Genomic DNA, 25,797 nt, shown 5'->3' with positions numbered 1-25,797 from the left:
GTTTTTCATGCACATTCGGGTCTGGTGATTTCTATAATTTATCATCAGGCTTATTATTCACATCAGCAACTTCAAAAACCACAAAGTCGGGAAGGTATTTGTATATGGCGCAGGCACCCATTGAGCATCAACCAGTGTTGCTCGAAAACGTCATTAATCTCATCGAAAGCAAATTTAATAAATCTCAAGCCAAAGCAGTTAGTCGGTTTGCACAATTTTTTTATGGCAGTATTTCTCCAGAAGATCTTAACGAACGAGCTGCCAGTGATCTTTATGCGTCAGTACTCAGTCTCTGGAATTTTTTACATCACGAGTCAGAAGAGGATGTCTGTGTTCGAGTGTTTAACCCCGAGTTTGAAAGTCACGGTTGGCGCTCCAGTCACACCGTAATTGAACTTGTTCATCCTGATATGCCTTTTCTGGTCGATTCGGTTCGAATGGAGTTGCATCGATTGGGATTAAGTATTCACCTCCACATTCACTTACCCATTGCAATTGAGCGCAACGATGAAAATGTAATATGTTCCGTTGAATTAGCGCAAGAAAACGACAATCGGGCTACTTTTACTCCGATGTATATCGAAGTGGATCGTCAGGTCGAGCAAAGCGAACTCGATATTATCCGCGAAAATCTAGAACGTGTGTTGGCTGATGTGCGAACCGCTGTGCGTGACTGGGCGGCTATGAAGTCAAAGCTGAAGCAAGTGATCCAGCGAGTGGACGAATCCAAGGCGAATGTTTCGGTAGAAAAGCGTGAGGAAACGAAAGAGTTCCTGGATTGGATTTCTGGCAATCATTTTACGCTGTTGTCGTATACGTCTTATGATTTAAAAGAACAATCTGGAAAGTCTTACCTTGTTCCAAGAAAGAAGTCGTCGTTAGGTTTATCGACCGTGCCATTGTGGTCACCTAAAAAATACTCGCTGACAGATCTTCCGAAAGGCGCACAACGCCTAATTCTCGATAACTCCAACCTATTGGTACTGACTAAGTTAAGCGCGATCAGCACCGTTCACCGTCCGGCTCACATTGACTATATCGGTGTAAAGCGGTTTGATGAGCAAGGTAATGTTGTCGGCGAAGATCGTTTTCTCGGTTTGTATACTTCCGCTGCCTACAACGTTAACCCTATGTCTATTCCTGTGCTTCGTGAAAAAATACAGGCGGTACTGGATTGTTCCGGTTTGCCATTGGGTAGCCACGATGCGAAAGTTCTCCGCAACATTCTAGAGACCTATCCTCGTGATGAACTGTTTCAAATCAGTATTCACGATTTGCTAGGTACTGCAATGGGCGTTATGCATATTAAAGAGCGTGCGCTTATCCGGTTATTTGTGCGACGTGATCCTTATGGTCGCTTCTTTTCGTGCTTGGTGTATGTTCCTAGAGAAATTTACACCACTAAGTTGCGGTTAAAAGTGACTAATATATTGGCAGAAACCTTTCATGCCAGTGGTGAAATTAAATTTACAACAAACTTTTCCGAATCCATTCTTGCGAGAATACACTTTACTGTACCGGTCGAAAATGCTGATGAAATTGAATACGACCTACAGTCCGTCGAAAGAGAGTTGGCAGAAGCTGCTCGCTCGTGGGAAGACAACCTTACCGATGCTTTGAAAATGGAATTTGGCGAAGCAATAGGAGGGCGTTTATCTCAACAATACGGAGAAGCTTTTCCTTCGGGTTATAAAGAGGAAACTCTTCCACAAACTACTGTGTTGGATGTTACTCATCTAGAGACCTTAACTGAGACGAATAACTTAAGCATGTTGTTGTATCGACCTCAGGAAGACTCTGAAGGTATTTTAAAGTTTAAGCTTTTTCATCGAAACAAACCTACTCCGCTGTCTGACGTATTACCCATGCTGGAAAATATGGGGCTGGACGTATTAGGAGAAACACCGTATCGGGTCGAGTTGAAGGATCGTGCCATTCGTTGGATCATGGACTTCAGCATGATGCATTCATCGGGTAAACATTTAATACTTGATGATGTAAAAGCCAAGTTTCAGGAAACGTTTTTAAAAACCTGGAATGGTCGAGCGGAAAATGATGGCTTTAATCGATTGGTATTAAGTGCGGGGCTCGACTGGAGACAAACCAGTATTTTGCGTGCTTATGCTAAATATTTATGGCAAGTGGGTTTCACTTTTAGTCAAACCTATATTGAAGAAACGTTAGCGAAATACCCTCAAATAGCTCGCTTGTTAGTTGACTATTTCGATCAAAAATTTAATCCGGCAATTGAGCGGAATGACTCAGCGTTAAAAGCAATTAAGAAAGAAATCGTCGGTTTACTCGATTCAGTTAGCAACTTGGATGAAGATAAAATTCTTGATCGATACTTAAAAGTGATTGATGCGACATTACGTACCAATTTTTATCAATTAAATGAGAATGGTGAAGAAAAAGACTACATCTCTTTTAAGTTAAATCCGAGAAAAGTGCCCGAAATTCCATTACCCGTTCCGATGTTTGAAATTTTTGTGTACTCACCTCGTGTGGAAGGTGTCCACCTGCGTGGCGGAAAAGTGGCTCGGGGTGGCTTACGGTGGTCTGATCGACGAGAAGATTTTCGTACGGAAGTATTGGGGCTAGTGAAAGCACAACAAGTTAAAAACACCGTTATTGTACCGGTTGGTTCGAAAGGCGGGTTTGTTTGCAAACGCCTTCCTACAGAAGGTGGCAGAGAAGCCTTTATGAAAGAAGGCATAGAGTGTTATAAAACATTCATTAAAGGACTTTTGGATGTAACCGATAATTATGTGGATGAAAAAGTTGTCACACCCGTAAACGTTGTGCGTTATGACGACTTGGATCCTTACCTGGTTGTAGCAGCCGATAAAGGTACCGCTACTTTTTCCGATATTGCGAACAGTATTTCAATCGATTATGGCTTTTGGCTAGGTGATGCCTTTGCTTCCGGTGGCAGTGTTGGATATGACCATAAAAAAATGGGAATCACGGCTCGTGGTGCTTGGGAAAGTGTTAAGCGCCACTTTATGGAAATGGGACACGATACTCAAACTCAAGATTTTACTGTAGTGGGCATAGGAGATATGGCCGGCGATGTTTTTGGAAATGGGATGTTGCTTTCAAAACACATTCGATTAGTTGCTGCGTTTAACCATTTACACATCTTTATTGACCCTAATCCCGATTCTGCAAGCAGCTGGAAAGAGCGCAAGCGATTGTTTGAGTTGCCTGGATCGAGTTGGGAGGATTACAACAGCGAATTAATTTCGAAAGGCGGTGGTGTTTTTTCCAGAGCGTTAAAATCGATTCCTCTTTCACCAGAAATGAAAAAGTTGTTAGGTGTAAAGAAAAGCAGTATGTCACCGAATGAGTTAATTCATACTTTATTGCAGGCAGAGTTTGATCTGTTGTGGAACGGTGGAATAGGCACCTATGTTAAAGCTTCGAGTGAACATCATTCTGAAGTTGGTGATCGGGCCAATGACTCTCTTCGAATTAACGGTAGCCAATTACGTTGTAAAGTAGTCGGAGAAGGCGGTAATTTGGGACTCACGCAACTAGGACGCATTGAATACGCTCGTACAGGAGGTCGCTGTAATACGGACTTTATCGATAATGCTGGCGGCGTAAACTGCTCGGATCATGAAGTCAATATCAAGATCTTATTAAACAAGATTGTGGATGCTGGTGATATGACCGGTAAACAACGTGATAAGTTGTTTATGGATATGACCGATGAAGTCGCAGACATGGTGCTTGAAGAAAATTATCGGCAAGCGCAATCCATCAGTTGCACAGAAGCGCGTGCACCTTTTATGTTAAAAGAGCAAATGCGTTTTATTCATGCATTGGAACGAGATGGAAAGTTAAATCGAGAGTTGGAATTTATTCCGTCCGATGAGGAGCTTCTCGAACGAATGGCCCAGGGTGAGGGTTTAACGCGAGCTGAGCTCGCAGTATTGCTCGCGTACGGTAAGATGGAACTTAAGCCTTCATTATTGGGTAAAGAAATCAATAGTGAACCATACTTTGAAGAAAAGTTGATCCATTATTTTCCTCAACCTTTACGTCGCAAGTTTAAACAAGAAATCAATCAACACCCACTGCGTTCAGAAATTATTGCGACTGTATTAACCAATGAAATGGTTGATTATCTTGGTAGTAACTTTGTTTATCGAATCATTGATGAAACAGGTTCATCTCCTGCCGATGTCGCTATCTGTTTTACCTTGGCTAAGGAAATATTTTCGATGAATGAGCTTTGGACTCAAATCGAAATGTTGGACCTTAAAGTGCCCTCGAAAACGCAAGTTTATATGCTTTACCAAACGCAACGTATGGTTCGTCGCTGTACACGTTGGTTCTTGCGTCATCGTCGTAAAAATTTAGCGGTTTCGGAAGGTATAGAGTATTTCAAATCGGGTGTTCAAGAGTTGCAAAAACAAGTTGCTCGAACGCTTGATGAAGACGAGTCCAAAGCGCTCGAGAATAAAATCAATAAAATGGCAGAAGAAGGTGTTCCACGCGAACTGGCTTCAAAAGTGGTTTATTTGAGTACGATGTTCTCTGCGTTGGATATTGTTGAAATGGCGAAAATGACGAATTTGTCCATTAAATTAGTCGCAGAAGTTTATTACAAATTAGGCGCAGAGCTTGAATTACATTGGTTCCTGGACCAGATCGTTTTGCAACCAGTCGACAATCATTGGCAAGCCTTTGCCCGTGCTTCTTTCCGAGAAGAACTCGATTGGCAGCAACGTAGCTTAACCGTTGCAGTCATTCAAATGACAGCAGACTGCAAAACAGCCGAAAAGAAAATCGAAAGTTGGTTGCAGGAAAATGAGTCTTTGCTCGCGCGTTGGCGTCAAATGGTGGCTGATTTTCGCAGTAGTTCAAGTCACGAGTTCGCGAAGTTTTCTGTTGCGCTGAGAGAGCTACTTATTCTTGTTCAAAGTTGCATTCGAAATGCAGCCATCATTCAAGAAAACGTATTAACCGGTGCAATTACTGAAAAGTCGGAAATTGAAAAAGCCGTTGCTAAAGCAGCATTGAAAAAGAAAGCCGTAAAAAAGAAAAAGGCTAAATCGGCCTAATTTTAAAAAAACGCCCCAATTCGGGGCGCTTTTTTTTTGGGGGGGGGGAGATAGTTTTAACGTTGAAATGAGCTAAAACTTTTTAATACAACTCAAATTGAGAAAAGGATTCAATTGTTTCTGTGGCGAGGCAGTTGTTATAGTTACACCAAAAGGAGGGTATTATGAAGACACGAGCCGCCGTTGCATTTTCAGCCAACTCCCCGTTAGAAATCGTAGAACTGGATCTTGATGGACCCAAAGCCGGGGAAGTGTTGGTGCACATTAAAGCCTCTGGTGTATGTCACACCGATGCATTTACGCTTTCAGGTGCCGATCCAGAAGGACTATTCCCAGCCGTCTTAGGCCATGAAGGAGGCGGTGTTGTCGTTGATGTTGGCACCGGCGTTACTTCAGTAAAACCAGGTGATCACGTTATTCCGCTTTACATTCCTGAGTGTGGTGAATGTCGTTTTTGTCACACAGGAAAAACCAATTTGTGTCAGTCTATTCGATTAACACAAGGAAGAGGTTTGATGCCCGATGCCACTTCAAGATTCTCATACCAGGGCAAACAAATTTTTCATTATATGGGCACTTCGACATTTTCTGAATTCACCGTATTACCGGAAATTGCCTTAGCTAAAATAAACCCGAAAGCACCGCTTGAAAAAGTATGCTTGCTTGGCTGCGGGATCACCACTGGAATTGGTGCAGTTTTGAATACCGCAAAAGTTGAGGCTGGTTCAAGTGTTGCTGTGTTTGGGCTTGGAGGAATCGGTTTGAGCGTTATTCAAGGTGCGGTAATGGCGGGTGCTGATCGAATCATTGCCATTGATATCAATTCCAATAAATTTAAAATGGCACAGCAACTCGGTGCAACGGACTGTGTTAATCCAAACGATCACAACGACGCGTTACAAGAAGTTATTGTTGAGATGACCAATGGTGGTGTCGATTATTCTTTTGAATGTGTGGGCAATGTTAAACTGATGCGAGCCGCATTGGAGTCGTGCCACAAAGGATGGGGAACCAGTGTGATTATCGGTGTTGCTGGTGCAGGAGAAGAAATTTCTACACGTCCCTTTCAGTTAGTGACAGGGCGCACTTGGAAGGGCACTGCTTTTGGTGGTGTTAAAGGACGCAGCCAACTTCCTGAGTATGTAGAACGATATATGGCTGGAGAAATTAAGATCGATCCTATGGTGACTTTTGAATTAGGATTGGAAGAAATAAATAAAGCTTTTGATTATATGCATCAAGGGAAATCGATTCGCTCTGTCATAAAATTTTAATGAAAAAGTCATGTTATTCTTTCAGCCAAATGTAAAGAATAACGTGCAAGAATGGTTATATATTTAGGGAATACTTAGGCATGAAACTTATTGAACATCACAAATGCTTTGAGGGGATCTGGCAACGGTATCAGCACTTTTCCAAAAGTTGTCAATGTCAGATGATTTTTTCTGTATATATTCCTTATACGAAGTTAGAGGCGCCAACCGAATACCCTGCATTATTCTGGTTATCAGGGTTGACCTGTAACGATCAAAACTTTGTTCAAAAAGCTGGCGTTGAGCAATACGCGAAAAAACACAATATGATCATTATTGTTCCAGATACCAGTCCCAGAGGTTGTGGTATCGAAGGTGAAGAGGATCGTTGGGATATTGGCACTGGCGCTGGATTCTATATCAATGCGACGCGAGAGCCTTGGAAAAAAAACTACCAAATGTATCAGTACATTACGGAAGAACTGTACACTCTTACTTTGGATATGCTTCCAATTGACTTTAAAAAAATTGGGATTTTTGGTCATTCAATGGGGGGACATGGCGCATTAATTATCGCACTTCGTAATCCGGATAAGTTCCAAAGTGTTTCAGCATTTGCTCCTATTTGTGCACCGAGCCAGGTTCCTTGGGGAAAAAATATTTATAAAGAGTATTTGCAAGCCTATGAAGAATCTAAGCTGTATGATGCGTGTGAGTTGATTCGGCAAAATTATCGAGTTAAGCAGATCCTTATTGAGCAAGGAAGCGAAGATGAGTTTTTGGATGCGCAATTAAAGCCAGAACTCTTGTGTCATGTGTGCGAAGAAGCTGGAATCGATATAACTGTTAACATGCGAGATGGTTACGATCACAGCTACTTTTTTATCTCTACTTTTATTGGAAACCATTTGGATTATCATGGTTTACAATTAAATTGAGCGCATTTAAATGGCACTAGGCATCGACGCGCTCTAATAAAAACACTATTTTCTAAAACGGCTGATGATACCCGAACTGTGCAGAGTTATGGTGAAACATTAACTCTGCCAAACGTAGCTCAATTTTGCGAATAACGTTTTGCCACTAGGCGTGATTTCAGTTAACGGGTCTTTTTGAATGCCTTCGCTCGAGTATCCTACAAAAACCAAGCTTTGTGGGTTGAGTTTATACGAGTAAAGTAATTGCCAACCACGTTTCTTTTTTGTTGAATCATCAGATTCTGCTTTTACTTTACTCATTTGTGTTGTGAGTCGTAACCGTGAACGTAAGTCAAACTGATAAGCGATCCTTAAGTTTGTGATGTTCGCTTTTAAACGTTCACCCGAAAAGTTGCTGGGATCAGAATCGGCCGGTGTTTTTAAATCGAATAGTGTTCCGTCATAACGTAAAGAAAAGTGTTGGCCAAGTTGCCAGTTAATACTCGGTTCAAACAAGGTTAACGTACCAATTTTGGCGTTACTGTAATCGATTCGGTTTCCTTTTTGAAAGTAGTTGCCAACCCATAGGTCTCCATAAGGTCTGAACTCGGCCCAAACACTATTAAATGATTCTTTAAATAAAATACCATCGAAGTATTTATCGCGTACTAGTCGTCCAGCTCGGGAAAAAAATTGTTTTGGTCCTTTGATACCAGCATAAGACTCCCATTCTTCTTCCAATAACTTGCCAGATTGAGACTCCGTTTTGTCCCAGTCTCCGGAAACAAACCAGCTTGTCCATTTACTTCCGTTTTCATTAAACCAGCGATATTCACCACCCAATACGGCTTGGCGATAATCAACCATATTAATAAATCCTAAGTCAGCACGAAAATCCTCACCAAAATCCTGATAGTTTGCCCAAATCGTGAAATCTCGTTTGTTGTGTCGGTAATTAACCGTTAATGCTTTATCCGATTGCACGGGATAAACGTTAAAGTCCTGACTGAATTCACTCACGGTAGAGTTCGGGTTCTCAGTAGTAGAGTGCATCCATTGGACTCGAATTGAGTTTGCATCGTTAAAGTAAAATCGGCTATCAATTGCAGCGACTTGATTTTTATAGTTGTCCGCTGCGCGGTGTGTCACAGTTAATCCAAGATTATTCTTGTCTCCAATTTCATTCTGCAGACGACCTATAAACACGTCGGACTCGGTATTTTCCAGTACTTCCAGTTCTGACCCTAAAGCGTCTGGAATGATAAAAGATGTATTTTGATCCCGTGCGGTGAGAAATGCGTACGTCGTTCCATTCGTTTTTCCGGTAACTTTGGCACCAAAGTCCGGATCGGCGATATTTCTGGTGTGCACTAAATTATTATGGGAAGAAAAGTAATCTCGACCTTCAAGAAAGAAAGGGCGAGCTTCCGGAAAGTAAAGGGCAAAAGTATTGTTGACATCCAACTGTGCTGAGTCAGCTTCAACTTGTGAAAAGTCAGGATTAAAGGTCGCATTAGCGATCCAGTCTTCAGTGATTGCCCATCGAAGATCCAGTCCAACTTCGTTGCTCTCAGATTCTTGCCATGCCGTATCGTTAACAGGATCGCGTGAAGTTGAGTCAGAAACTGTTAAAGTCGGTGTTAACTCGAACTGATCACTGGCCTTGAGCGCCTTAAATCCTTCAATTTTGTCGTATTGACATATTTCACAGTCGATATTGCGATCGTACTTTGAATTAGAAATGACGTGACGCGCGTCACGTGGGTAAATGCGTAAAAACTGAATGCTCCAGGTTTGTTCACTCATTCCAGACGGAAAGCGAATGCTACGAAACGGAATGGCCATTTCCACTCGATAGCCGTCATCGGTAATCTGTCCGGCGCTGTCCCAGATGGTATTCCAGGATGAGTCTTCGTTGTTACGTGTATCGTCGCGAGTTAAATCGCCTTGAGCACCAAGTGCGTTGACAAAGAATTCGAAACCACGACGTTCCGCATTAAAGGTATCAATTATAATGCCAACAAAGTCATCTTGAAAAATTTCGTCACGGTCGCGAAAGTAAGCACGAATTTGCTCTGGGTTTTCATCTTTAGCATCAAATGCAACGTATAGATACTCACCGTTTTCCATAACAAAGGCTGTCGTTTTTACCGGCGCCTTGGCATTTTCCCCAGGATTAATATCAAACTTGAGTTCAATTTTAGTGGCTTGCGTCCACTCGGTGTGAGTCAGTACACCGTCAATTTGAGGAGCCTGACTTACTCGAGGGATTTGATACGTTTGTTTGCGGGCGAAAAGGTCGCTGCCGGTCAAGCTTAAGAGAGCAAGAAAGAAAAATTTAATCACCGACGTATACTGCATCTTCGACTGATATCCTGTTTTTTGTTTAGTGTTGGCTTAATTGACGAGCGTATTATGCAAAAGGTTTTAATTTGGATTTTGTGTAATTGTAATTAAATGTAAATTTATGGAACTTACAAACATAAAGCTCATACTTTAAATGAGGGACAGAAAGGAAAGCGATTATCTCAGTTTCAAGCGAAAAGCCAAAGGCATTCTTAAAGATTCTCTACACTTCTCCCAAAGTTGGTTATTTCGGTGAAATACGACCCACTCAGATTCAATTCTTAATCTGAAGTCACATTTAGAAAAATCAGAATAAAACAATAATTGACTTTATAACTTCAGACTGTTTTTTACATGTTGGAGTGAATTCAAGACATTTTCTTGCCACAATGTTTCCCGTTGTGTCCGATTTTCTCAAGATGGTTGCCATGTTTTCTGGTTGTAATTGAACTCAACATAATCAGGAGACGAAAAATGAGTATACGACCAATAGACAGCGAGTTGTTAAATCAAGATCCGGAAGCACTGGAACTCTACTTTCGACATACCGAACGAGAATCTCGTGCTTACCACAGTCGTTTAAGAAAAATTGAGCGTTTCTGGAGTGATTGGCCAAAACAGGAAGCAAAGAATCGTTTGGCAAAACAGCGATTGGAAAAACTGAAAAAGTGATCGGTTGTTAAAATGTTACGTATTTCGCTTTCGACAAGCTCAGGCAACGTAAAATATAGGTATTAATTGAACGTTACCTGAGCCTGTATGCTAAATAGATTTTACTCTTTATTGCAACCGACAAGCACCATCCAATCGGATTACACTTCCATTAAGCATTGGATTTTCGAAAATATGGCGAACGGTAAGCGCAAATTCTTCGGGTTTACCAAAGCGAGAAGGGAATGGGACGCTGTCGTATAAGGCTTGTCGGATTTCATCGGTTACACCGTCCATCATTGGGGTTTCAAATATACCGGGAGCGATAGCCATGGCACGAATACCGTCGCGAGCAAATTCACGAGCTGTAGGAAGAATCATCCCCACGAGTGCTGACTTGGTTGCTGAGTAAGCCACCTGACCAAACTGGCCTTCATAGGCTGCTATTGAAGCTGTATGAATAACGACGCCACGCTCACCACCTTCGTTGAGCTCATTTTTTTGCATGTGCTTCGCGGCTTCTCGTGTTAACAAAAATGACCCGACTAGATTTATGTTGACCACTTTTTGGAAAAACTCAGCAGGCATAGGGCCTTTTTTACCTAATATCCGACCATTACCGAGTACCCCCGCGCAACCAACAGCGAGATTTATGCCATCAAAAGCGTTTGCAGCTTTATCAAGCGCTGTGACAACGTCGGATTCGTCGCTGATATCGGTTTTAACAAAGAGTGCGTTATTGCCTAGCTCTTTCGCGTAAGCAGTGCCTTGTTCTTCATTGATATCCAGCAGTGCCACCTGGCCACCTGCTTCGACGATGGCTTTGGCAACACCAGCGCCCAAACCAGAAGCTCCACCGCTGACAACGGCTTTTGCGTGAGAAAAGTTCATGGAAAACCTCCCGAGCATTATGATTGTTGAATTTCGTGTCATTTTACACTGTCCGGATTTGTTTTGCTCGTCTCTCCCTGATAGTGCACCGTCTACTTTCCACTCCAATTTGGGCTGATGCTCAAATTGAAAGAAAAGATCAGTTGCCTGGGTAAAGTTCCGGTAACTCCGAAGGCGTTTTCGAATTGTTCGCTAATGCCATATCATTTGCTATTTCATTTAGCCAGGATTTTAGCGAACGGCCATCATTCCATTCCGGTTCTTCGGGACTAAACAAACTGTTTTCCAGTTGTTGCAGGCTCTGTCTAATATTTTGCTTGCGAATTTTTTCTATGTGACCTTGAAAACTGTCTGCTTCTGAAATTTCATTAAGCCAAACTAACAGTGCATTGTATATTTGTTTGCTTTCACCTGTTGCACACGCACGGATTAACTTTTCCTTTGAGGAAGACATAGGAGCAACCGATGTCACATAGTCGTTTCGTGTAGTTGTTGGCGATTTTCGTAAAACGTAAAGTAATAAAGTTAATAACCAAAGTCCGGCAAACGTATAAGTTGACCACTGCCAATAAGGCGAAGATTTAACGATAACTTTGGGTTCAGCCGATGTGGTTTCGCTTGATGGGATGGTTGAAAAACTTGCAGTGGCCTGAGCCTGATCCGGATTGGGTTTAACGTTTATGGTTTGCGACTTTAACACGGCTTCTTCGTATTTTTCGGTACTGGTATTAAACCAGCGAATTTTTATTTTTGGCAATTGAATTTGACCGTCGCGAGTAGGGACAACAGCGATACGTTCGACTCGTTCACCGGTAATACCTTCGGCACCTACGGAGCGACTTTTTTGTGCCGTATCTGGGTACCATTTTATTCCGTCTACTTCTGGTAACTTGAGTTCTGGCAATTGATTTTCATGCAAGCCTTGTCCTTTTAGGGTAATGGTCCAGGTTGAAGGCTCACCGACTACTTTATCTTTTGGATCGGACCAACGGCTTTCTATGGAGAGGTTTTGACTCGGCAACCAAAGCCCGCTGTGTCCGCGAGGATAAGGTTTAACTTTTACTGCGACTTCTTCGGTAGAAATGGATACAGGACGAGTACGCCCCAGTATTCGACCATAACTCGATCCGCCTCGTTGGACAACATCAGCACTGAATACAACTTTAGGAATAGTGATATCACCACTTTGTTGTGGGAAAATGGCGTATTTACGTTCCAGTATCCAGTAGCGTTTACCATCGATCACGGTTTCGTATTGTGTATCTTCGCCCACTTTTTCAATAAGTGCATTTTCAAGCGTTGGCTCGGTTAAACTGGCGTATTGCGTTTGTACCGCTCGGAACAGTTTTACCGTATACAGCAGTTGTTCCTGTACATACACTTCCGGATTTGATACTTCGGCTTTTAGCATGATTGCTTTTAAGTCTTCGTCGGTTGTAAACGTATCAGTGGATGCTTTAATGGTGACTTGAATGGGTTGAGTTTTCTGATTATTTACTGATAACGATGGAATGGTATAAACCCCCGCATCTTTAATCATCAACTGGATCTTCCAACCGAGTTGAGTTTCGGAAACTCCATTAACAACGGAAGAGCGATGGTATTTGGATGAGCTGAGAATGGAAATTTCTTTAGGAAGAATCGAAAGATCCGGTGTGTCGTTGGTGTATTCATCCAACTCAACTACTAATGTGAACGTTTCATTAGCCCGGATATCCTGACGATCGATAAACGCTTTTATTTCAGCTGAAGCTTGAGCCGAAATTAACATTAATGCGAGCAATAAAATATTTTTCAAAATTAGTTTCATGTATTCACCAAACTTCTTTCTGGTAACGGTTTTCGCGGCCACGCTTTTTATATTCACGATACATTTTTCGGCGGAGTAAACCACCAGGGTCATCAGGAATTTTTCTTAGCCATTGTTCAAGCGCTTGATCTTTTTCTTGTTCATTCCGTTGATCTTGCAATTCCATTTCTTTTTGTTGTTTTTGCTCTTCAGACTGCTCCTGCTCTTCAGGTTGTTGTTCCTGTTTCTCTGACGATTGTTGTTCTTTTTGTTGTTGTTCGCTTTGTTGCTGCTCGGACTCTTGCTCTTGGTTTTCTTGATCTTGCTGCTGCTCATCTTGATTTTGTTGATTTTGTTGCTGCTGCTCTTGTTGTTGCTTTAATTTTTCAATCAGTTCTTTGTTGAATTTAGCGTCTTCCATTTCTGGGTTTTTCGCCAATGCTTGTTCGTATGCCTCGATCGCTTCATCAAATTTTTGTTGTAAAGCAAGCGCGTTGCCTTTGTTGTATAAAGCACTTGCATTATTGGAAAAATTTTCAAACAATTGCTCGGCTTGTTGGTAATTGCCTGCTTTGTATTCCGCGCTGGCTTTCCACTCTTTATGGTTAAACAGCTCAGCGGCTTTTGTAGCATCCTTGTTATTAAGTGCGCGTTGTGCTTGTTGATCCGGTGTAAGCCAAAGATCGTTCCAAACACTGGCTGTGCTTTCGGGAATATGTAATGTAAAACACAAAGCTAATACGACTCCCGGTACACGGGCATTCTTTCGAAATAACAATAACATAAGAGGAACTAGGGGAATGATAAACCAAAAGCCTTGGTCCATTTGATCCTGCACATTGTTTTGTTTATTTTCTGAATTTCTTTCAATATCTTTGGTTGTCGGTTTTACTAACTGTTCAATATCGGAGTTGTCGGCTGTGATTGCGGTCATTTGTGTTGGGAATTGACTGGCAATTTGCTGAAAGGGTTTCATTCGCAGCGTTGGCATAACGATTTCTCCCATATCATTTTTGAGAAACCCTTTGTCATCTCCTAAAGGAATTGGAGCGCCTTGTTCTGTACCGACGGTTAGAATGGATAACTTATGTTGGGTCGATTCCAATTGCTCCAGAATCATTTCAGCATCTTGATCATCAATACCATCGGTTATCCAAATGATTTGTCCTTCTCGTTTGCCAGCATTGTTAAATAACTCTTTGGCTTTCGCAAACGCCGCAGCGGGCTCACTACCTAACAAAGGCATAATGCCTGTACTTAACACAGGTACCATGGTTGTAATGGTGTTTGAGTCACTGGTTAACGGACTGATCACAAACGCATCGCCTGCATAAACGATCAGCGCTGTTTCGCCTTCTTCAGCTGCGTTTAAGATGTCTTGTAATTTATGTTTAGCACGAGTGAGCCTTGATGGTTTTATATCCATGGCGTCCATCGACAATGAAAGATCGAGTAAAATCACTCGAGCATCGTCAGTACGATAAACAGGTACTTTTTGTTTACTAAAACTCGGACCGGCCAGCGCAATAATCGTAAAAAACAATGAAAGTGAGAGCGTTAACATGGGTAAGCCACTTCGAGAACGTTCGCCTTGCTGTAGTAAAAATTTAAGTAAATGTGGATCAATGGCTTTTTTCCACTGACCTCGATTACGTAACGATTGCCAGCTGAAAAAAACGATTGGAACAAGAATCAAAAAGAGCCAAAGGGCATCTGGTCGAAGCCAAGTAAAATCGCTTAGCCATTGAGATAAGGAAAGCTCATTCATACGCAGCTGTCCTTTTTAAAATCAAAGAATACGCCATAGAAAGTAGATAGCTGAATAAATAGAGAGCTAATGCTAACAATAGAGGGTAATAATAAAGTTCTTTAACCGGACGATAAATTTCGCCTTCATTTTCCACCGGTTCCAATTCATCTAAAGCGAGATAAATTTGCTTTAACTCCTGTTCATCACGCGCGCGAAAATACCGGCCGCCGGTCATTTCTGCGATGGCCGTAAGCGTTTCTTCGTCTAATTCTTCGGAAGGGTTAACTCGTCGCTGTCCGAACAATAAATCGTTAATGATCATTTCATCGGCCCCTACACCAATGGTGTAAATTCGAATTCCAGCATGCTTAGCGAGCTTTGCTGCTTCGATGGGTTCCAATGCGCCAGCATTATTTTGGCCATCGGTGAGTAAAATCAAAACTCTGTTTTCAGCGGGTCTTTCTTTTAATCGTTTAACGGCTAAACCTATGCCATCACCAATGGCCGTTTTCGAGGCACCAGCGAGGCCAATTTCGGTTTCTAATAACATGTGGCTGATTGTTTTTAAATCGAAGGTGAGCGGTGTTTGCAAGTAGGCATTTTCGCCAAACAGAATTAATCCTAATCGATCGCCTTCGCGACGTTGAATAAAGTCTGAAAGTATGTGTTTGACAACGGTGAGTCGTGTGGCTGGTTGATCATTCAGTTGAAGGTCAGTGGCTTCCATGCTACCGGAAATATCCATGGATACCATCAGGTCGCGACCGGATGCGGGTAGTTCAATAGGCTCCCCTATAAATTGAGGGCGAGCGCAGGCCGCCAATACGATTGTCCACAGCAATGCACTGAGAAACAGGTGTTTCCATTGACTCCGATCACTACTGGATGCCTGTAAAGAAAATTTTTGCCAGCGATTGAAAAGGCTGGTTCTTAAGGCGGTAGACTCATGGTCTTTGGCTTTTGGAAACACAAAAAAGGTAAGTAGCGGTAGAGGCAAGAGCCAAAAAAACCAAGGCCAGGCAAACTCAAACATGTGTGGCCTCCAATGCCACGAGAGGCGTCTCCGAAAGGCATAAAATTAACCGATTAAGATCGAAAAGTAAGTTTTGCCAATGTTGGTTGTCAATTTCAATATTGGGTCGATATTGAGCATCTTTCATTAATTCAAGGCTGGAAGGCTTGAGGGAAATTTGATGATAGTTCGCCAAGTATTGAACAAATTGATGCAATGGTATACTCGCCACTCGGTCGCGAGGTAAATAAACCAGTGCGACTCGTCGCAATAAATGCAGTGCCTCGATCAATTGTCTTTTTGTTGCAGGTTGGCTTTTTAACATTGTAAGTTTTGATTGCGCGAGTGTAATGGAACGTCTTCGTTGCGAACGCTTCCATCGCCAGAAAAAAAACAGAGCGATTCCAACAACGAACAAACCTAACAAAATCCACCAGCCAGGCGCCAATGGCCACCAGCCAATAGGTTCTGGGGTGTGGATATCGCGCAGTTGTGACAAAAGGTCGTTATTACTGTTCATCCGTTTCCTGTTTCCACCAACGAATTTAATAGTTGGTTTATATTCTGTTCAGTACCAATAAGATGCCAACGAATGCGATGTTTTAAACACAGATTCTTCATTGCATCGCTCTGTTGGACAAAAATATCATGATATTGTTTTCGAAAATTGTGTCCTTGCGTATTAAATACCGCACGTCGTTTACCATCGGTAATGGTGTAGTGACCGGAAGGTGGTAGTTCGCGCTCAAGAGGATCACAAATTTGCATCAAGTTAACTTCATTGTGCTGACTGAGACGCAGTAGATGATGTTCACTTTCGTGATTAAATTGTTGAAAGTCACTTATTATAAAGATCAAGCTACCGGGACGCGCCAGGTGACGCGTTCGAAGCAAGGTAGTGGCCAGATTGTTTTTTACTGGGCGTTGCGCTTGTTCTGAGCAATAAATTCTTTGAATTTGTTGGTTATGGTTTTCGACTATTTGATTGAGAATACGCAAGCAGTTTTTGCGATTGCTGGCAGGTTTGTATTCGTAATGATGGTTTTCATCAAAAAGTTGGGCGCCAAAACGGTTACCATCACTCAGCGTTTTCCACATAATGGTTGCCGCCATTTTGGCTGCTTGTACCGATTTGAATTGCTGACGCGAGCCAAACATCATATCAGCGCCTTGATCCAATAAAACAAACACCGGGCGCTCTCGCTCTTCGCGGTATATTTTAGTGTGTGCGTCGCCGGTTCGAGCAGTTACACGCCAGTCAATGGAACGAATATCGTCGCCCATTTGGTAAGGGCGCGCTTCATCGAAGTCCATTCCGCGTCCTTTAAAGTGAGAAATGAATCCACCCAATAAATGTGTTTTAACTTTCTGACGCGTGGGGAGCTGCAGATTGTCGGCTAACTGTTTACAGCGCAGCAACTCTTCCAGTGCTAGCTCAATGCCTACCTGATTACTCTTCAGTGTTGATGTCCGACTTGGGTTGGTATGCCGCCAATGTTTCATGAATGATGAGTTTCCTGACTGTTAATGAACCACATCTCAACTGACCCATTAGGCAACGGGAACGACCTGCAGTAGACGACTAATCACTTTATCTGGTGTTACACCTTCGGCTTCAGCTTCATAGCTGAGCAAAATACGATGACGCAACACTTCATAAGCAATTTTTTGTACCGCGTCGGGAGTGACGAACGATTTACCGTGTAACCAACAGAAAGCTCGAGCACAGCGATCCAAGGCAATGGTCGCACGGGGACTGCCTCCGAAATCGATCCAACGGGCTAACTGATCGTCAAATTGCGACGGATTTCGAGAAGCGATCACGAGTTGAACAATATATTGTTCGACTTCTTCGGCCATATAAATATCCAACACTTCGTCACGTGCTTTAAACAGTGCCTCTTTGGTTAATTCTTCTTCGGGTTCATTTAAATGCGCTTGGTGGTGAGATTCGGCTCGTGAAAGTCGGAGAATTTCCATCTCTGCTGAGCTGTCCGGGTAATCCACCAAAACGTGCATTAGAAAACGATCGAGTTGTGCTTCCGGTAGGGGGTAAGTACCTTCTTGCTCAATCGGATTTTGTGTTGCCATTACCATAAACAGCGGAGGCAATGGGTAGCTGTGACCTCCGACGGTAATTTGTCGTTCAGCCATGGCTTCCAGTAACGCGGATTGAACTTTTGCTGGCGCACGATTAATTTCGTCGGCCAGGATCAGGTTGTGGAAAATAGGGCCTTTCTGGAACTCAAACGTTCCGGTTTGAGGACGGAAAATATCAGTGCCCGTTAAGTCGGCGGGTAATAAGTCGGGAGTGAATTGAATGCGATGAAAATCGCCTTCTACACCGCGTGCAAGCTCTTTAATGGCTCGAGTTTTGGCTAGGCCAGGTGCACCCTCAACTAATAAATGGCCATCCGCAAGGAGCGCAATTAATATTTTTTCCACCAATGCCTGCTGGCCAATGATTCGTTGTTCTAAAAAGGATTGTAATTGTTGAACGGCTGATCGAACTTCCATAAGCAAATCTGTCTGTGGCTATTAAGGGTTAAAGGATGACATTTTTAAAGGATCGCTCAACGAAATTCCAGCCTTTTTCAACGGCTTAGCCCGACAATTTGCAACAAAATACAAAATTGCGCAGGAATTATACAAATGAACAAGCCATAAGAATCAAAACGAGTATTTAAAACGGGTGTTTGAAAATTTTGGGGAAATCGAGTAGAGTTTGAGTTCCTATCAATCACTTCTAGACTTCTTTAGGGTCGACATCGACTGATCACCTAAAGTTTTAACACACTGAGATCGAGCTATGACAACAGAAACCAATGCTTCGACAAAGCCTGAAGCCAAGCAAAATGCCCGAAAGTCCACTCGCAAGAGTAAAGGCGATCGTGTTGCCATCGTTGCTGGATTACGAACACCTTTCGCACGCCAATTGACGCATTATCGTGGAATGAATGCAATTGACTTGGGCAAATTGGTTGTTAATGAATTAATGGCACGTACCGAAATCGATCCCAAACTGGTCGATCAAATCGTTTATGGTCAAGTTATCACGCTTCCAGATGCGCCTAATATCGCTCGTGAAATTGTGTTAGGAACTGAGATGAGTGTAAACACCGATGCTTATTCTGTGTCGCGAGCGTGTGCGACCAGTTTTCAGTCGGCGGCCAGTGTTGCAGAGTCCATTATGGCGGGTACGGTTTCTGTGGGTATTGCGGGAGGTGCAGATTCTTCTTCGGTTGTTCCCATTGGCGTTTCAAAAAAGTTTGCGCAGGTTTTGCTTGATTTGAGTAAAGCAAAAACGTTAAGTCAGCGTTTAAAATTACTCGCGCAACTTCGGCCGAAAGACTTGGCTCCTGTGCCACCAGCGATTAAAGAATACAGTACAGGGTTGACCATGGGTGAAAACGCTGAACAGATGGCGCGTGATCATGGTATTACTCGAGAAGAGCAAGATGAGCTTGCGCACCGATCACACTCTTTGGCCGCAAAAGCTTGGGAAGAGGGTAAGCTAGCCAATGAAGTGATGACCGCGTTTGTTCCCCCGTACAAAAAAGAAGTGACGATTGACAACAATATTCGTTTCGACTCGAAATTGGAAAGTTATGCCAAGTTGAGACCCTGCTTTGATCGCAAGCACGGAACATTAACCGCCGCGAACAGTACCCCTCTAACCGATGGTGCGGCCGCCTTGTTGATGATGAGTGAGGCTCGCGCGAAAGAACTAGGCTATGAAATTATGGGTTATATCAAAAGCTACGCCTTTGCCGCCATTGATGCGACTTGTGACATGTTAATGGGACCTTCGTATGCGACACCTCTGGCTTTGGATCGCGCAGGAATGACACTGCAGGATTTGGACCTGATTGAAATGCACGAAGCATTCGCCGCTCAGACTTTGTGCAACGTTAAGGCGTTTGCATCAGATACCTTTGCAAAAGAAAAGCTCAATCGTAGTAAAGCGATTGGCGAAATTGATATGGATAAATTTAATGTGTTGGGTGGCAGCCTCGCGTATGGTCATCCTTTCGCCGCAACCGGAGCCCGTTTAATTACGCAGATGTTGAATGAATTGAAACGGCGCGGTGGTGGAACCGCTTTAACAACCGCATGCGCCGCGGGTGGATTGGGTGCATCGATGATTCTGGAGGTAGAATAATGAGTCAGCAATCCGCTTTTCGATATGAGCTGAAGGATAAAGGTATCGGTGTCATTACGATTGATGTACCTGGCGATAGTCAAAACACTTTAAAAAAAGAGTTTGTGGAAGAAATCAGTGAGTTGCTGGAGCAAATTGAAAAAGACAACGCCGTCTCTGGGCTCATAGTGACAAGTGGAAAAGCCGGAAGCTTTGTGGCGGGTGCGGATATCAGCATGCTTAATGCGGTAAACACCGCGAGTGATGCAGAAAGTTTATCCAAAGCCGGACAAGACATTTTTAACCGAATGGAAAACTTGAAAGTGCCCGTTGTGGCAGCCATTGATGGAGCATGTTTAGGCGGCGGGCTGGAATTGGCGATGGCTTGTCATCAGCGAATTTGTAGCGACAGCTCTAAAACAAAACTGGGGTTACCTGAAGTGCAATTGGGTGTATTACCTGGCAGCGGTGGTACTCAGCGTATGCCGCGATTGACAGGCATTGCTACAGCTCTGGATTTGATGTTAACCGGAAAACAATTGATTGCCAAAAGAGCGTTAAAAGTAGGATTAGTGGACGAAGTTGTGCCGGTCGCTAACTTAATGTTGGCTGCAAAAAAACGTGTACTAGCGATGGCGAAAAGCGGTCGTTGGCGTAAATCGAAAGATGATCCAAAATTAAATTGGAAAGGCGCATTAAGTGCCAGTGGCGCACAAAAACTCGCGTTGGAAAGTAACAGTTTTGGCCGTAAAGTCATTTTTGATCAGGCGCGTAAGTCCGTTAAAGCGAAAACACGCGGAAATTATCCCGCTCCAATGAAAATCATTGAGTGTATGGAAATGGGAATGGAGCATGGCTTTGAAAAAGGACTGGAGATTGAAGCGCGTTATTTTGGTGAGTTGGTGGTTTCACCCGAAGCACAACAACTCATGAACATTTTCTTTGCTGTCAACGAGCTGAAAAAAGATACGGGCGTCGATTCCGAAATCGACCCCGCTCCATTTGAACACATCGGGGTGCTTGGTGGTGGCCTAATGGGGGCGGGTATTGCTTACGTGTCAGCAGACAAAGCGGGTAAACGAGTGCGCGTTAAAGATGTGTCTACCGCGGGTTTAAACCATGCGATGGGCTACAGCTGGAAGTTGATTAAGAAAAAGTTGAAGCGACGACAGTATACCGGCATTGAAGCCGCACGTGTGCAGTCGCGCATTACCGGTGCTACAGACTATTCGGGTTTTAAACACTGCGATTTGGTGATAGAAGCGGTATTTGAGGACTTGTCGCTCAAACATCAGATGGTAAAAGATATCGAGGCTCATTGTTCAGAGCATACCGTGTTTGCGACCAATACCTCATCCATTCCAATCAAAGATATTGCTAAAGCGTCCAGCCGTCCTCAGCAAGTTATTGGGCTGCATTATTTCTCTCCGGTAGAAAAGATGCCACTGCTGGAAATCATTAAAACCAATGAAACCAGTGAAGAAGTGATTGCACGAAGTGTGGCTTTTGGTAAAGAGCAGGGCAAAACGGTTATTGTAGTGAATGACGGTGCTGGCTTCTATGTCAATCGTATTCTTGCGCCCTACATGAATGAAGCTGGTCAACTGGTTGCTGAAGGGGTACCCGTCGATCGTTTGGATAGTGCTTTGGTTAATGCCGGGTTTCCGGTGGGTCCTATGACACTGCTCGATGAAGTTGGGATCGATGTCGCGACAAAAGTAGCCCCAATCTTACAAGACGCTTTTGGAGAAAGAATGGCGCCGCCAGCGATGTTTGCCAAACTGAAGGACGATGACCGAAAAGGGCGCAAAAATGGCAAAGGCTTTTATCGCTACAACAGCAAAGCCAAAGGTGACAAGCCGGTGGATGAGTCCATTTATCGTGTGCTTGGCGTGCAACCGAACAATATGATGGATGACTCTGAAATTGTTGAGCGCTGTTTGTTATTGATGGTGAATGAAGCGGTACGTTGTTTGGAAGACAACATCATTCGAAGTTGTCGCGATGGTGATATTGGCGCCATTTTTGGCATTGGCTTTCCGCCATTTTTAGGTGGGCCATTCCGGTATATTGATACTCAAGGCGTAGTCAATGTCGTGGCTCGACTGGAACACTATCAACAGAAGCATGGGGAGCGATTCGCACCTTGTTCGTTGCTGAAGCAATATGCAGGTGAAGAAAAGTCATTTTATTAGTCGGGTAACGGAAACCGATCGGAAGGGAGCATAACGCTCCCTTTTTTGTGAAACCTCAATTAACAGGGCTTGAGGCAAATTATTGTAGAACTTTTAAATTTCAAAATATTGACTAACATTTAAACTAGAGTAACGTGATCCGTAAATGGGTTAACAATTTTTCTTCAAAAGTTAACACAAAGTTACAAAAATTTGTCATAATTTATGTCTCTTCTTTTGGAGTGAATGCGTTAGTCATTTTACGGTTAGATTTTTTAATGGATGCCTTATGTTACGGATATTTTGGAGCCTGGTGACTCTACAAGCGTTTTTGGTGTTATTTTATTCTGTTAAATGGCCACAGAGTACAGACTTGTGGACGCTAGGCATTATAAGTTACATCTTGAGCAGTTTTGTTTTGATGTATGTCGGCTTAAAGATTAGCCGGCACAATAAAGCTTATTATCTTATTACGGTTGCTGGAACTTCCTTTAACTGGGTCTTATTTGGTGTGCTTGGTGGAATTATCTCTTTTGTTCTCAGTTTATTTTCGATATCGGTTTTTTGAACCGTTAGAAAACTGTTTTTAATGGATTGGCTTACCACTACTCAGCGAAAAAATTCGACTTTATCCATCGTAGCAGAACAGATGGAAAATGCAGACGCTCGGCGCTTAACCGCTCATTCCGTTCAATATATTTCGTTGCTTTCACCGGTGCATGTTGTTGCTATTGGTAAAGCTTCGGTTGCTATGGCGTGCGGTATCCTGGATGCGGCACCAGAAAGCGTAGTCGATGGATTGGTGATTACCGCTCAAAAGTACAACTCCTTCTATCAAAAGCCGTTGCGGAAGTTCAAGTATTTGGAAAGCAGTCATCCGGTTCCTAATGAGCGATCCATAGCCTCTGCTCATACTTTAATTGATTACATTGAAACTCGAAAAAACGGCGCATTTTTATTTTTGTTATCGGGTGGAGCATCAGCGATGGTGGAGTTGCCGGTTAATGGGGCAAGTCTTGAAGAGATTCAAACGCTAACGCAACAATTGTTGGCTAGCGATGTTGATATAAACTCAATTAATGCAGTACGCCAATCGTTATCACAGATTAAAGGTGGGCGCTTACGACAACGATTTCAGTCCGTGACGTTTTTGCAAATGTCTCTGTCTGACGTTCCTGATGATGATCCTGCGGTGATTGGTTCTGGTTTATTGTTTCCATCAACGTCCAATGTTGATAGAGAGTTGCTACCGGTGCATTTAAGTCGCTTATGTCAATCGCCGTTAAGCGCTTCGGTTTTTACTTCTCCCATTCGACATCTGTGCGTAGGTAATAGCAAAAAACTCGCGGACTCTATCGCTCATAGCTTAACGACACGTTTAAATATCTCTAATGTCGATGTTCGTGAGTTGAATCAAAGCCTTACACGGTATTTCAGTGAGCTGAGGAATCTGTTGTTGGAGAATTCGTTCGGCGGTCTAGTTTGGCACGGCGAAGTAACGGTTAAACTCCCAAAAAATCATGGAATAGGGGGACGTTGCAGTCATGTCGCATTACTCGTAGCTAGATTTCTACACCAGCATAACCTTCCAGCCACATTCATCGCGTTAGCAACCGATGGATGTGATGGCAGTTCAGATGCAGCGGGTGCCATCATTGATCATCATTCTTGGCAACGCCTACTCGATAACAATCTCGACCCTGAGCTTCTGCTAAATGAATTTAACAGCTATACTGCTTTAAAAGCAATTGACGCGTGTTTGTACTGGCCGAGCGGTCGTACCAATGTGCGTGATGTTTGGGTATTAGTAAAAACCTAAAAGCAGTCTCAAAAACGTTTGGTCTTTACGTTAAATTTTTGTTTTTGAAACTGTATTCAATAAACGCCCATAAAGTTTTAATGATGGTCTTACATGTCTCAGCTTATCGAATCTATAAAGAATACATTAAATCAAATTGTTCTTGGTAAAGAGCCGCAAATTGAGTTGGCGATTGTTTGTTTGTTAGCAAAAGGTCATCTGTTAATTGAAGACTTACCCGGTATGGGGAAAACGACACTGGCACACAGCATTGCACGTGTTTTCGGTTTAAATTTTCAGCGAATACAATTTACATCTGACTTGTTACCTGCAGATATCACCGGCACAGCCATCTACGACCGAAATCAACAAGCGTTTGTCTTTCATCCAGGACCGGTTTTTTCTCAAGTTATTTTGGCCGATGAGATCAACCGCGCAACGCCAAAAACACAAAGTGCATTGCTAGAAGCCATGGAAGAGCAACAAGTAACAATCGAAGGCGAAACGCGGCAATTGCCCAAACCGTTTTTTGTTATCGCAACGCAAAACCCATCACATCAAATTGGAACTTATCCGTTACCCGAATCGCAACTGGATCGGTTTTTAATTCGTTTGTCGCTTGGGTATCCACATCCTAAATTTGAAAAGTCTTTACTGATGAGTGGTGAAAAACGGGCTATGGCACATTCAGCTAAAGCGCAAATTGATGCGGAACAATTGGTTTTGATGCAAAACGAGGTTTCGAAAGTCACGTTAAGTGATAATCTCGTCGAGTATGTGCTCAAGTTAGTATTAGAAACACGTCAATCAGCAGAACTGGTCCATGGGCTTTCTCCGCGTGCCGGACTGGCAATCACACAAGCAGCAAAAGCCTATGCTTGGTTACAGCAGCGCGAGTTTGTGATTCCGGAAGATGTTCAGCGTGTTTTTGTTGCTGTTGTTGGTCATCGACTTCAAACCCATGGTCAGAGCGATATGTCGGGTGACGATGTGGCTTCAACCATTTTGCAACAAATAGCGGTTCCTTTATAAGGGTTCTATTCAATGTTCGTTCAACTGCGACGCGAGTGGCGGAAAAAAATTTTGTCGTGGCAGGAGTCTCGAGCGCCCAAATCTAGGCGACAAACTTTAACGCAGCGTAATACTTATATTTTTCCTACGCGTTATGGCTTTTTGTTATTGCTGACTATATTATTAATGGGCATCGGCGCAACCAATTATCAGAATAACCTGGTATTTATCGCTACTTTTACCACCGTTGCTATTGGCCTCATTACCATTTTGCTCACGTTTACTAATTTGGTGGGGTTAAGGTTTTCAGTGCATCAACCCGAACCAGTTTATTGTGGGCAAACGGCGAAATTTCCCATATCCATTACCGGAGATAAACCCCATCAGGCGATCAGTATTGGTTTGAAAAATCAGAATTTACACACGCTAAATATTACCCCGTCAGCGGAGCAACGAGTCGAGTTGCACCAATTATGTGAAAAAAGAGGCAAGCAACCGATCCAACCGGTTCGGTGTCAAACGATTTTCCCGTTAGGTTTTTTGCAAGCTTGGTCTTGGTTGTTTTTCGATGCTTATTGTCTGGTATATCCACAACCATTAGAACCTGATATGGCCTCAATGAGCGGACAGCGCCAACACGATAAATATTCCGAACAATTTCAACCCGGCGTTGAAGAATATTACGGTTTAAGAAGTTACCAAAAAGGTGATCTTTTATCGCGCGTTCATTGGAAGAGTTTTGCGCGTGAAAAAGGATTACAAACCAAGCAATTTGTCGATTATTTGAGTGATCCCGACACCTTTGATTATGATAATTTTACACAGGTGAATAAAGAGTTGCGATTGTCTTACCTGTGTTTTTTAGTCAATCAGGCAGAACAGGAAGGAAAGTTTTACGGATTGAGATTGCCCGAACAGGACATTTCTCCTGGCAACGGACCGGAGCATTTGCAACGGTGCTTAATGGCTTTAGCTTTGTTTAACTAGCAAAG

17 protein-coding genes are annotated in these 25,797 nt (G+C 43.0%); 9 read left to right on the top strand and 8 right to left on the bottom strand.

What is annotated here, in order from left to right:
• Positions 1 to 104 precede the first annotated feature (104 nt).
• The 3 genes from ACTUJY_RS03025 (at position 105) to fghA (ending at position 7,263) form a co-directional block, all read left to right on the top strand.
• On the top strand, positions 105 to 5,072 hold the full coding sequence (locus ACTUJY_RS03025) for an NAD-glutamate dehydrogenase (protein ID WP_463614576.1): 4,968 nt from the start codon (positions 105 to 107) through the stop codon (positions 5,070 to 5,072).
• A gap of 164 nt (positions 5,073 to 5,236) precedes the next feature.
• Positions 5,237 to 6,346, top strand: a complete 1,110-nt coding sequence (locus ACTUJY_RS03020) for an S-(hydroxymethyl)glutathione dehydrogenase/class III alcohol dehydrogenase (protein WP_463614575.1) — start codon at positions 5,237 to 5,239, stop codon at positions 6,344 to 6,346.
• A gap of 80 nt (positions 6,347 to 6,426) precedes the next feature.
• Complete coding sequence (gene fghA, locus ACTUJY_RS03015) at positions 6,427 to 7,263, top strand: S-formylglutathione hydrolase (RefSeq protein ID WP_463614574.1); 837 nt, start codon at positions 6,427 to 6,429, stop codon at positions 7,261 to 7,263.
• Positions 7,264 to 7,362: 99 nt separating this feature from the next.
• Here fghA and ACTUJY_RS03010 read toward each other — a convergent pair whose 3' ends face one another.
• Positions 7,363 to 9,603, bottom strand: coding sequence for a carbohydrate binding family 9 domain-containing protein (locus ACTUJY_RS03010; RefSeq protein ID WP_463614573.1), 2,241 nt, complete (start codon positions 9,601 to 9,603; stop codon positions 7,363 to 7,365).
• A 459-nt stretch (positions 9,604 to 10,062) separates the two neighbouring features.
• On the opposite strand from ACTUJY_RS03010, the gene ACTUJY_RS03005 reads away from it, so the two are divergent.
• Positions 10,063 to 10,260, top strand: coding sequence for a hypothetical protein (locus ACTUJY_RS03005; protein WP_463614572.1), 198 nt, complete (start codon positions 10,063 to 10,065; stop codon positions 10,258 to 10,260).
• A 108-nt stretch (positions 10,261 to 10,368) separates the two neighbouring features.
• On the opposite strand, the gene ACTUJY_RS03000 is transcribed toward ACTUJY_RS03005, so the two are convergent.
• The 7 genes from ACTUJY_RS03000 to ACTUJY_RS02970 form a co-directional block, all read right to left on the bottom strand.
• Positions 10,369 to 11,130 carry an SDR family NAD(P)-dependent oxidoreductase gene (locus tag ACTUJY_RS03000; protein ID WP_463614571.1) on the bottom strand — a complete coding sequence of 254 codons (762 nt, stop codon included), beginning with the start codon at positions 11,128 to 11,130 and terminating at the stop codon, positions 10,369 to 10,371.
• 139 nt (positions 11,131 to 11,269) lie between these two features.
• Entirely contained in the window at positions 11,270 to 12,940 is a 1,671-nt protein-coding gene (locus ACTUJY_RS02995) for a BatD family protein (protein WP_463614570.1), read from the bottom strand.
• A 4-nt stretch (positions 12,941 to 12,944) separates the two neighbouring features.
• Positions 12,945 to 14,687 (bottom strand): vWA domain-containing protein, encoded by a 1,743-nt coding sequence (locus ACTUJY_RS02990; RefSeq protein WP_463614569.1) that lies wholly within the window; start codon positions 14,685 to 14,687, stop codon positions 12,945 to 12,947.
• The gene (locus ACTUJY_RS02985) at positions 14,680 to 15,702 is read right to left on the bottom strand and encodes a vWA domain-containing protein (RefSeq protein ID WP_463614568.1); all 1,023 of its coding nucleotides are present in this window, start codon (positions 15,700 to 15,702) and stop codon (positions 14,680 to 14,682) included. Before ACTUJY_RS02985 ends, ACTUJY_RS02990 begins: the two co-directional genes overlap by 8 nt.
• Positions 15,695 to 16,201 carry a DUF4381 domain-containing protein gene (locus ACTUJY_RS02980; RefSeq protein WP_463614567.1) on the bottom strand — a complete coding sequence of 169 codons (507 nt, stop codon included), beginning with the start codon at positions 16,199 to 16,201 and terminating at the stop codon, positions 15,695 to 15,697. The genes ACTUJY_RS02985 and ACTUJY_RS02980 overlap by 8 nt, the downstream gene beginning before the upstream one ends.
• Positions 16,198 to 17,184, bottom strand: a complete 987-nt coding sequence (locus ACTUJY_RS02975; protein WP_463614566.1) for a DUF58 domain-containing protein — start codon at positions 17,182 to 17,184, stop codon at positions 16,198 to 16,200. Before ACTUJY_RS02975 ends, ACTUJY_RS02980 begins: the two co-directional genes overlap by 4 nt.
• Positions 17,185 to 17,232: 48 nt before the next feature.
• The gene (locus ACTUJY_RS02970; RefSeq protein ID WP_463614565.1) at positions 17,233 to 18,198 is read right to left on the bottom strand and encodes an AAA family ATPase; all 966 of its coding nucleotides are present in this window, start codon (positions 18,196 to 18,198) and stop codon (positions 17,233 to 17,235) included.
• Positions 18,199 to 18,490: 292 nt separating this feature from the next.
• Between ACTUJY_RS02970 and fadI the strand changes: the two genes are divergently transcribed.
• The 5 genes from fadI to ACTUJY_RS02945 all read left to right on the top strand — a co-directional run bounded on the left by fadI (position 18,491) and on the right by ACTUJY_RS02945 (position 25,792).
• Positions 18,491 to 19,843 carry an acetyl-CoA C-acyltransferase FadI gene (fadI, locus tag ACTUJY_RS02965; RefSeq protein ID WP_463614564.1) on the top strand — a complete coding sequence of 451 codons (1,353 nt, stop codon included), beginning with the start codon at positions 18,491 to 18,493 and terminating at the stop codon, positions 19,841 to 19,843.
• A complete protein-coding gene (gene fadJ / locus ACTUJY_RS02960) occupies positions 19,843 to 22,017 on the top strand; it encodes a fatty acid oxidation complex subunit alpha FadJ (RefSeq protein ID WP_463614563.1) in 2,175 nt (724 codons plus the stop codon). The genes fadI and fadJ overlap by 1 nt, the downstream gene beginning before the upstream one ends.
• Positions 22,018 to 22,585: 568 nt before the next feature.
• Positions 22,586 to 23,815, top strand: coding sequence for a glycerate kinase (locus ACTUJY_RS02955; RefSeq protein ID WP_463614562.1), 1,230 nt, complete (start codon positions 22,586 to 22,588; stop codon positions 23,813 to 23,815).
• 93 nt (positions 23,816 to 23,908) lie between these two features.
• Complete coding sequence (locus ACTUJY_RS02950) at positions 23,909 to 24,826, top strand: AAA family ATPase (protein ID WP_463614561.1); 918 nt, start codon at positions 23,909 to 23,911, stop codon at positions 24,824 to 24,826.
• Positions 24,827 to 24,838: 12 nt separating this feature from the next.
• Positions 24,839 to 25,792, top strand: a complete 954-nt coding sequence (locus ACTUJY_RS02945) for a DUF58 domain-containing protein (protein ID WP_463614560.1) — start codon at positions 24,839 to 24,841, stop codon at positions 25,790 to 25,792.
• Positions 25,793 to 25,797: the final 5 nt, after the last annotated feature.

Source organism: Pleionea sp. WD8-19 (genome assembly GCF_055326765.1).
Note: the sequence above shows the minus strand (reverse complement) of the source record. Positions and strands in the feature narration are given on the sequence as shown.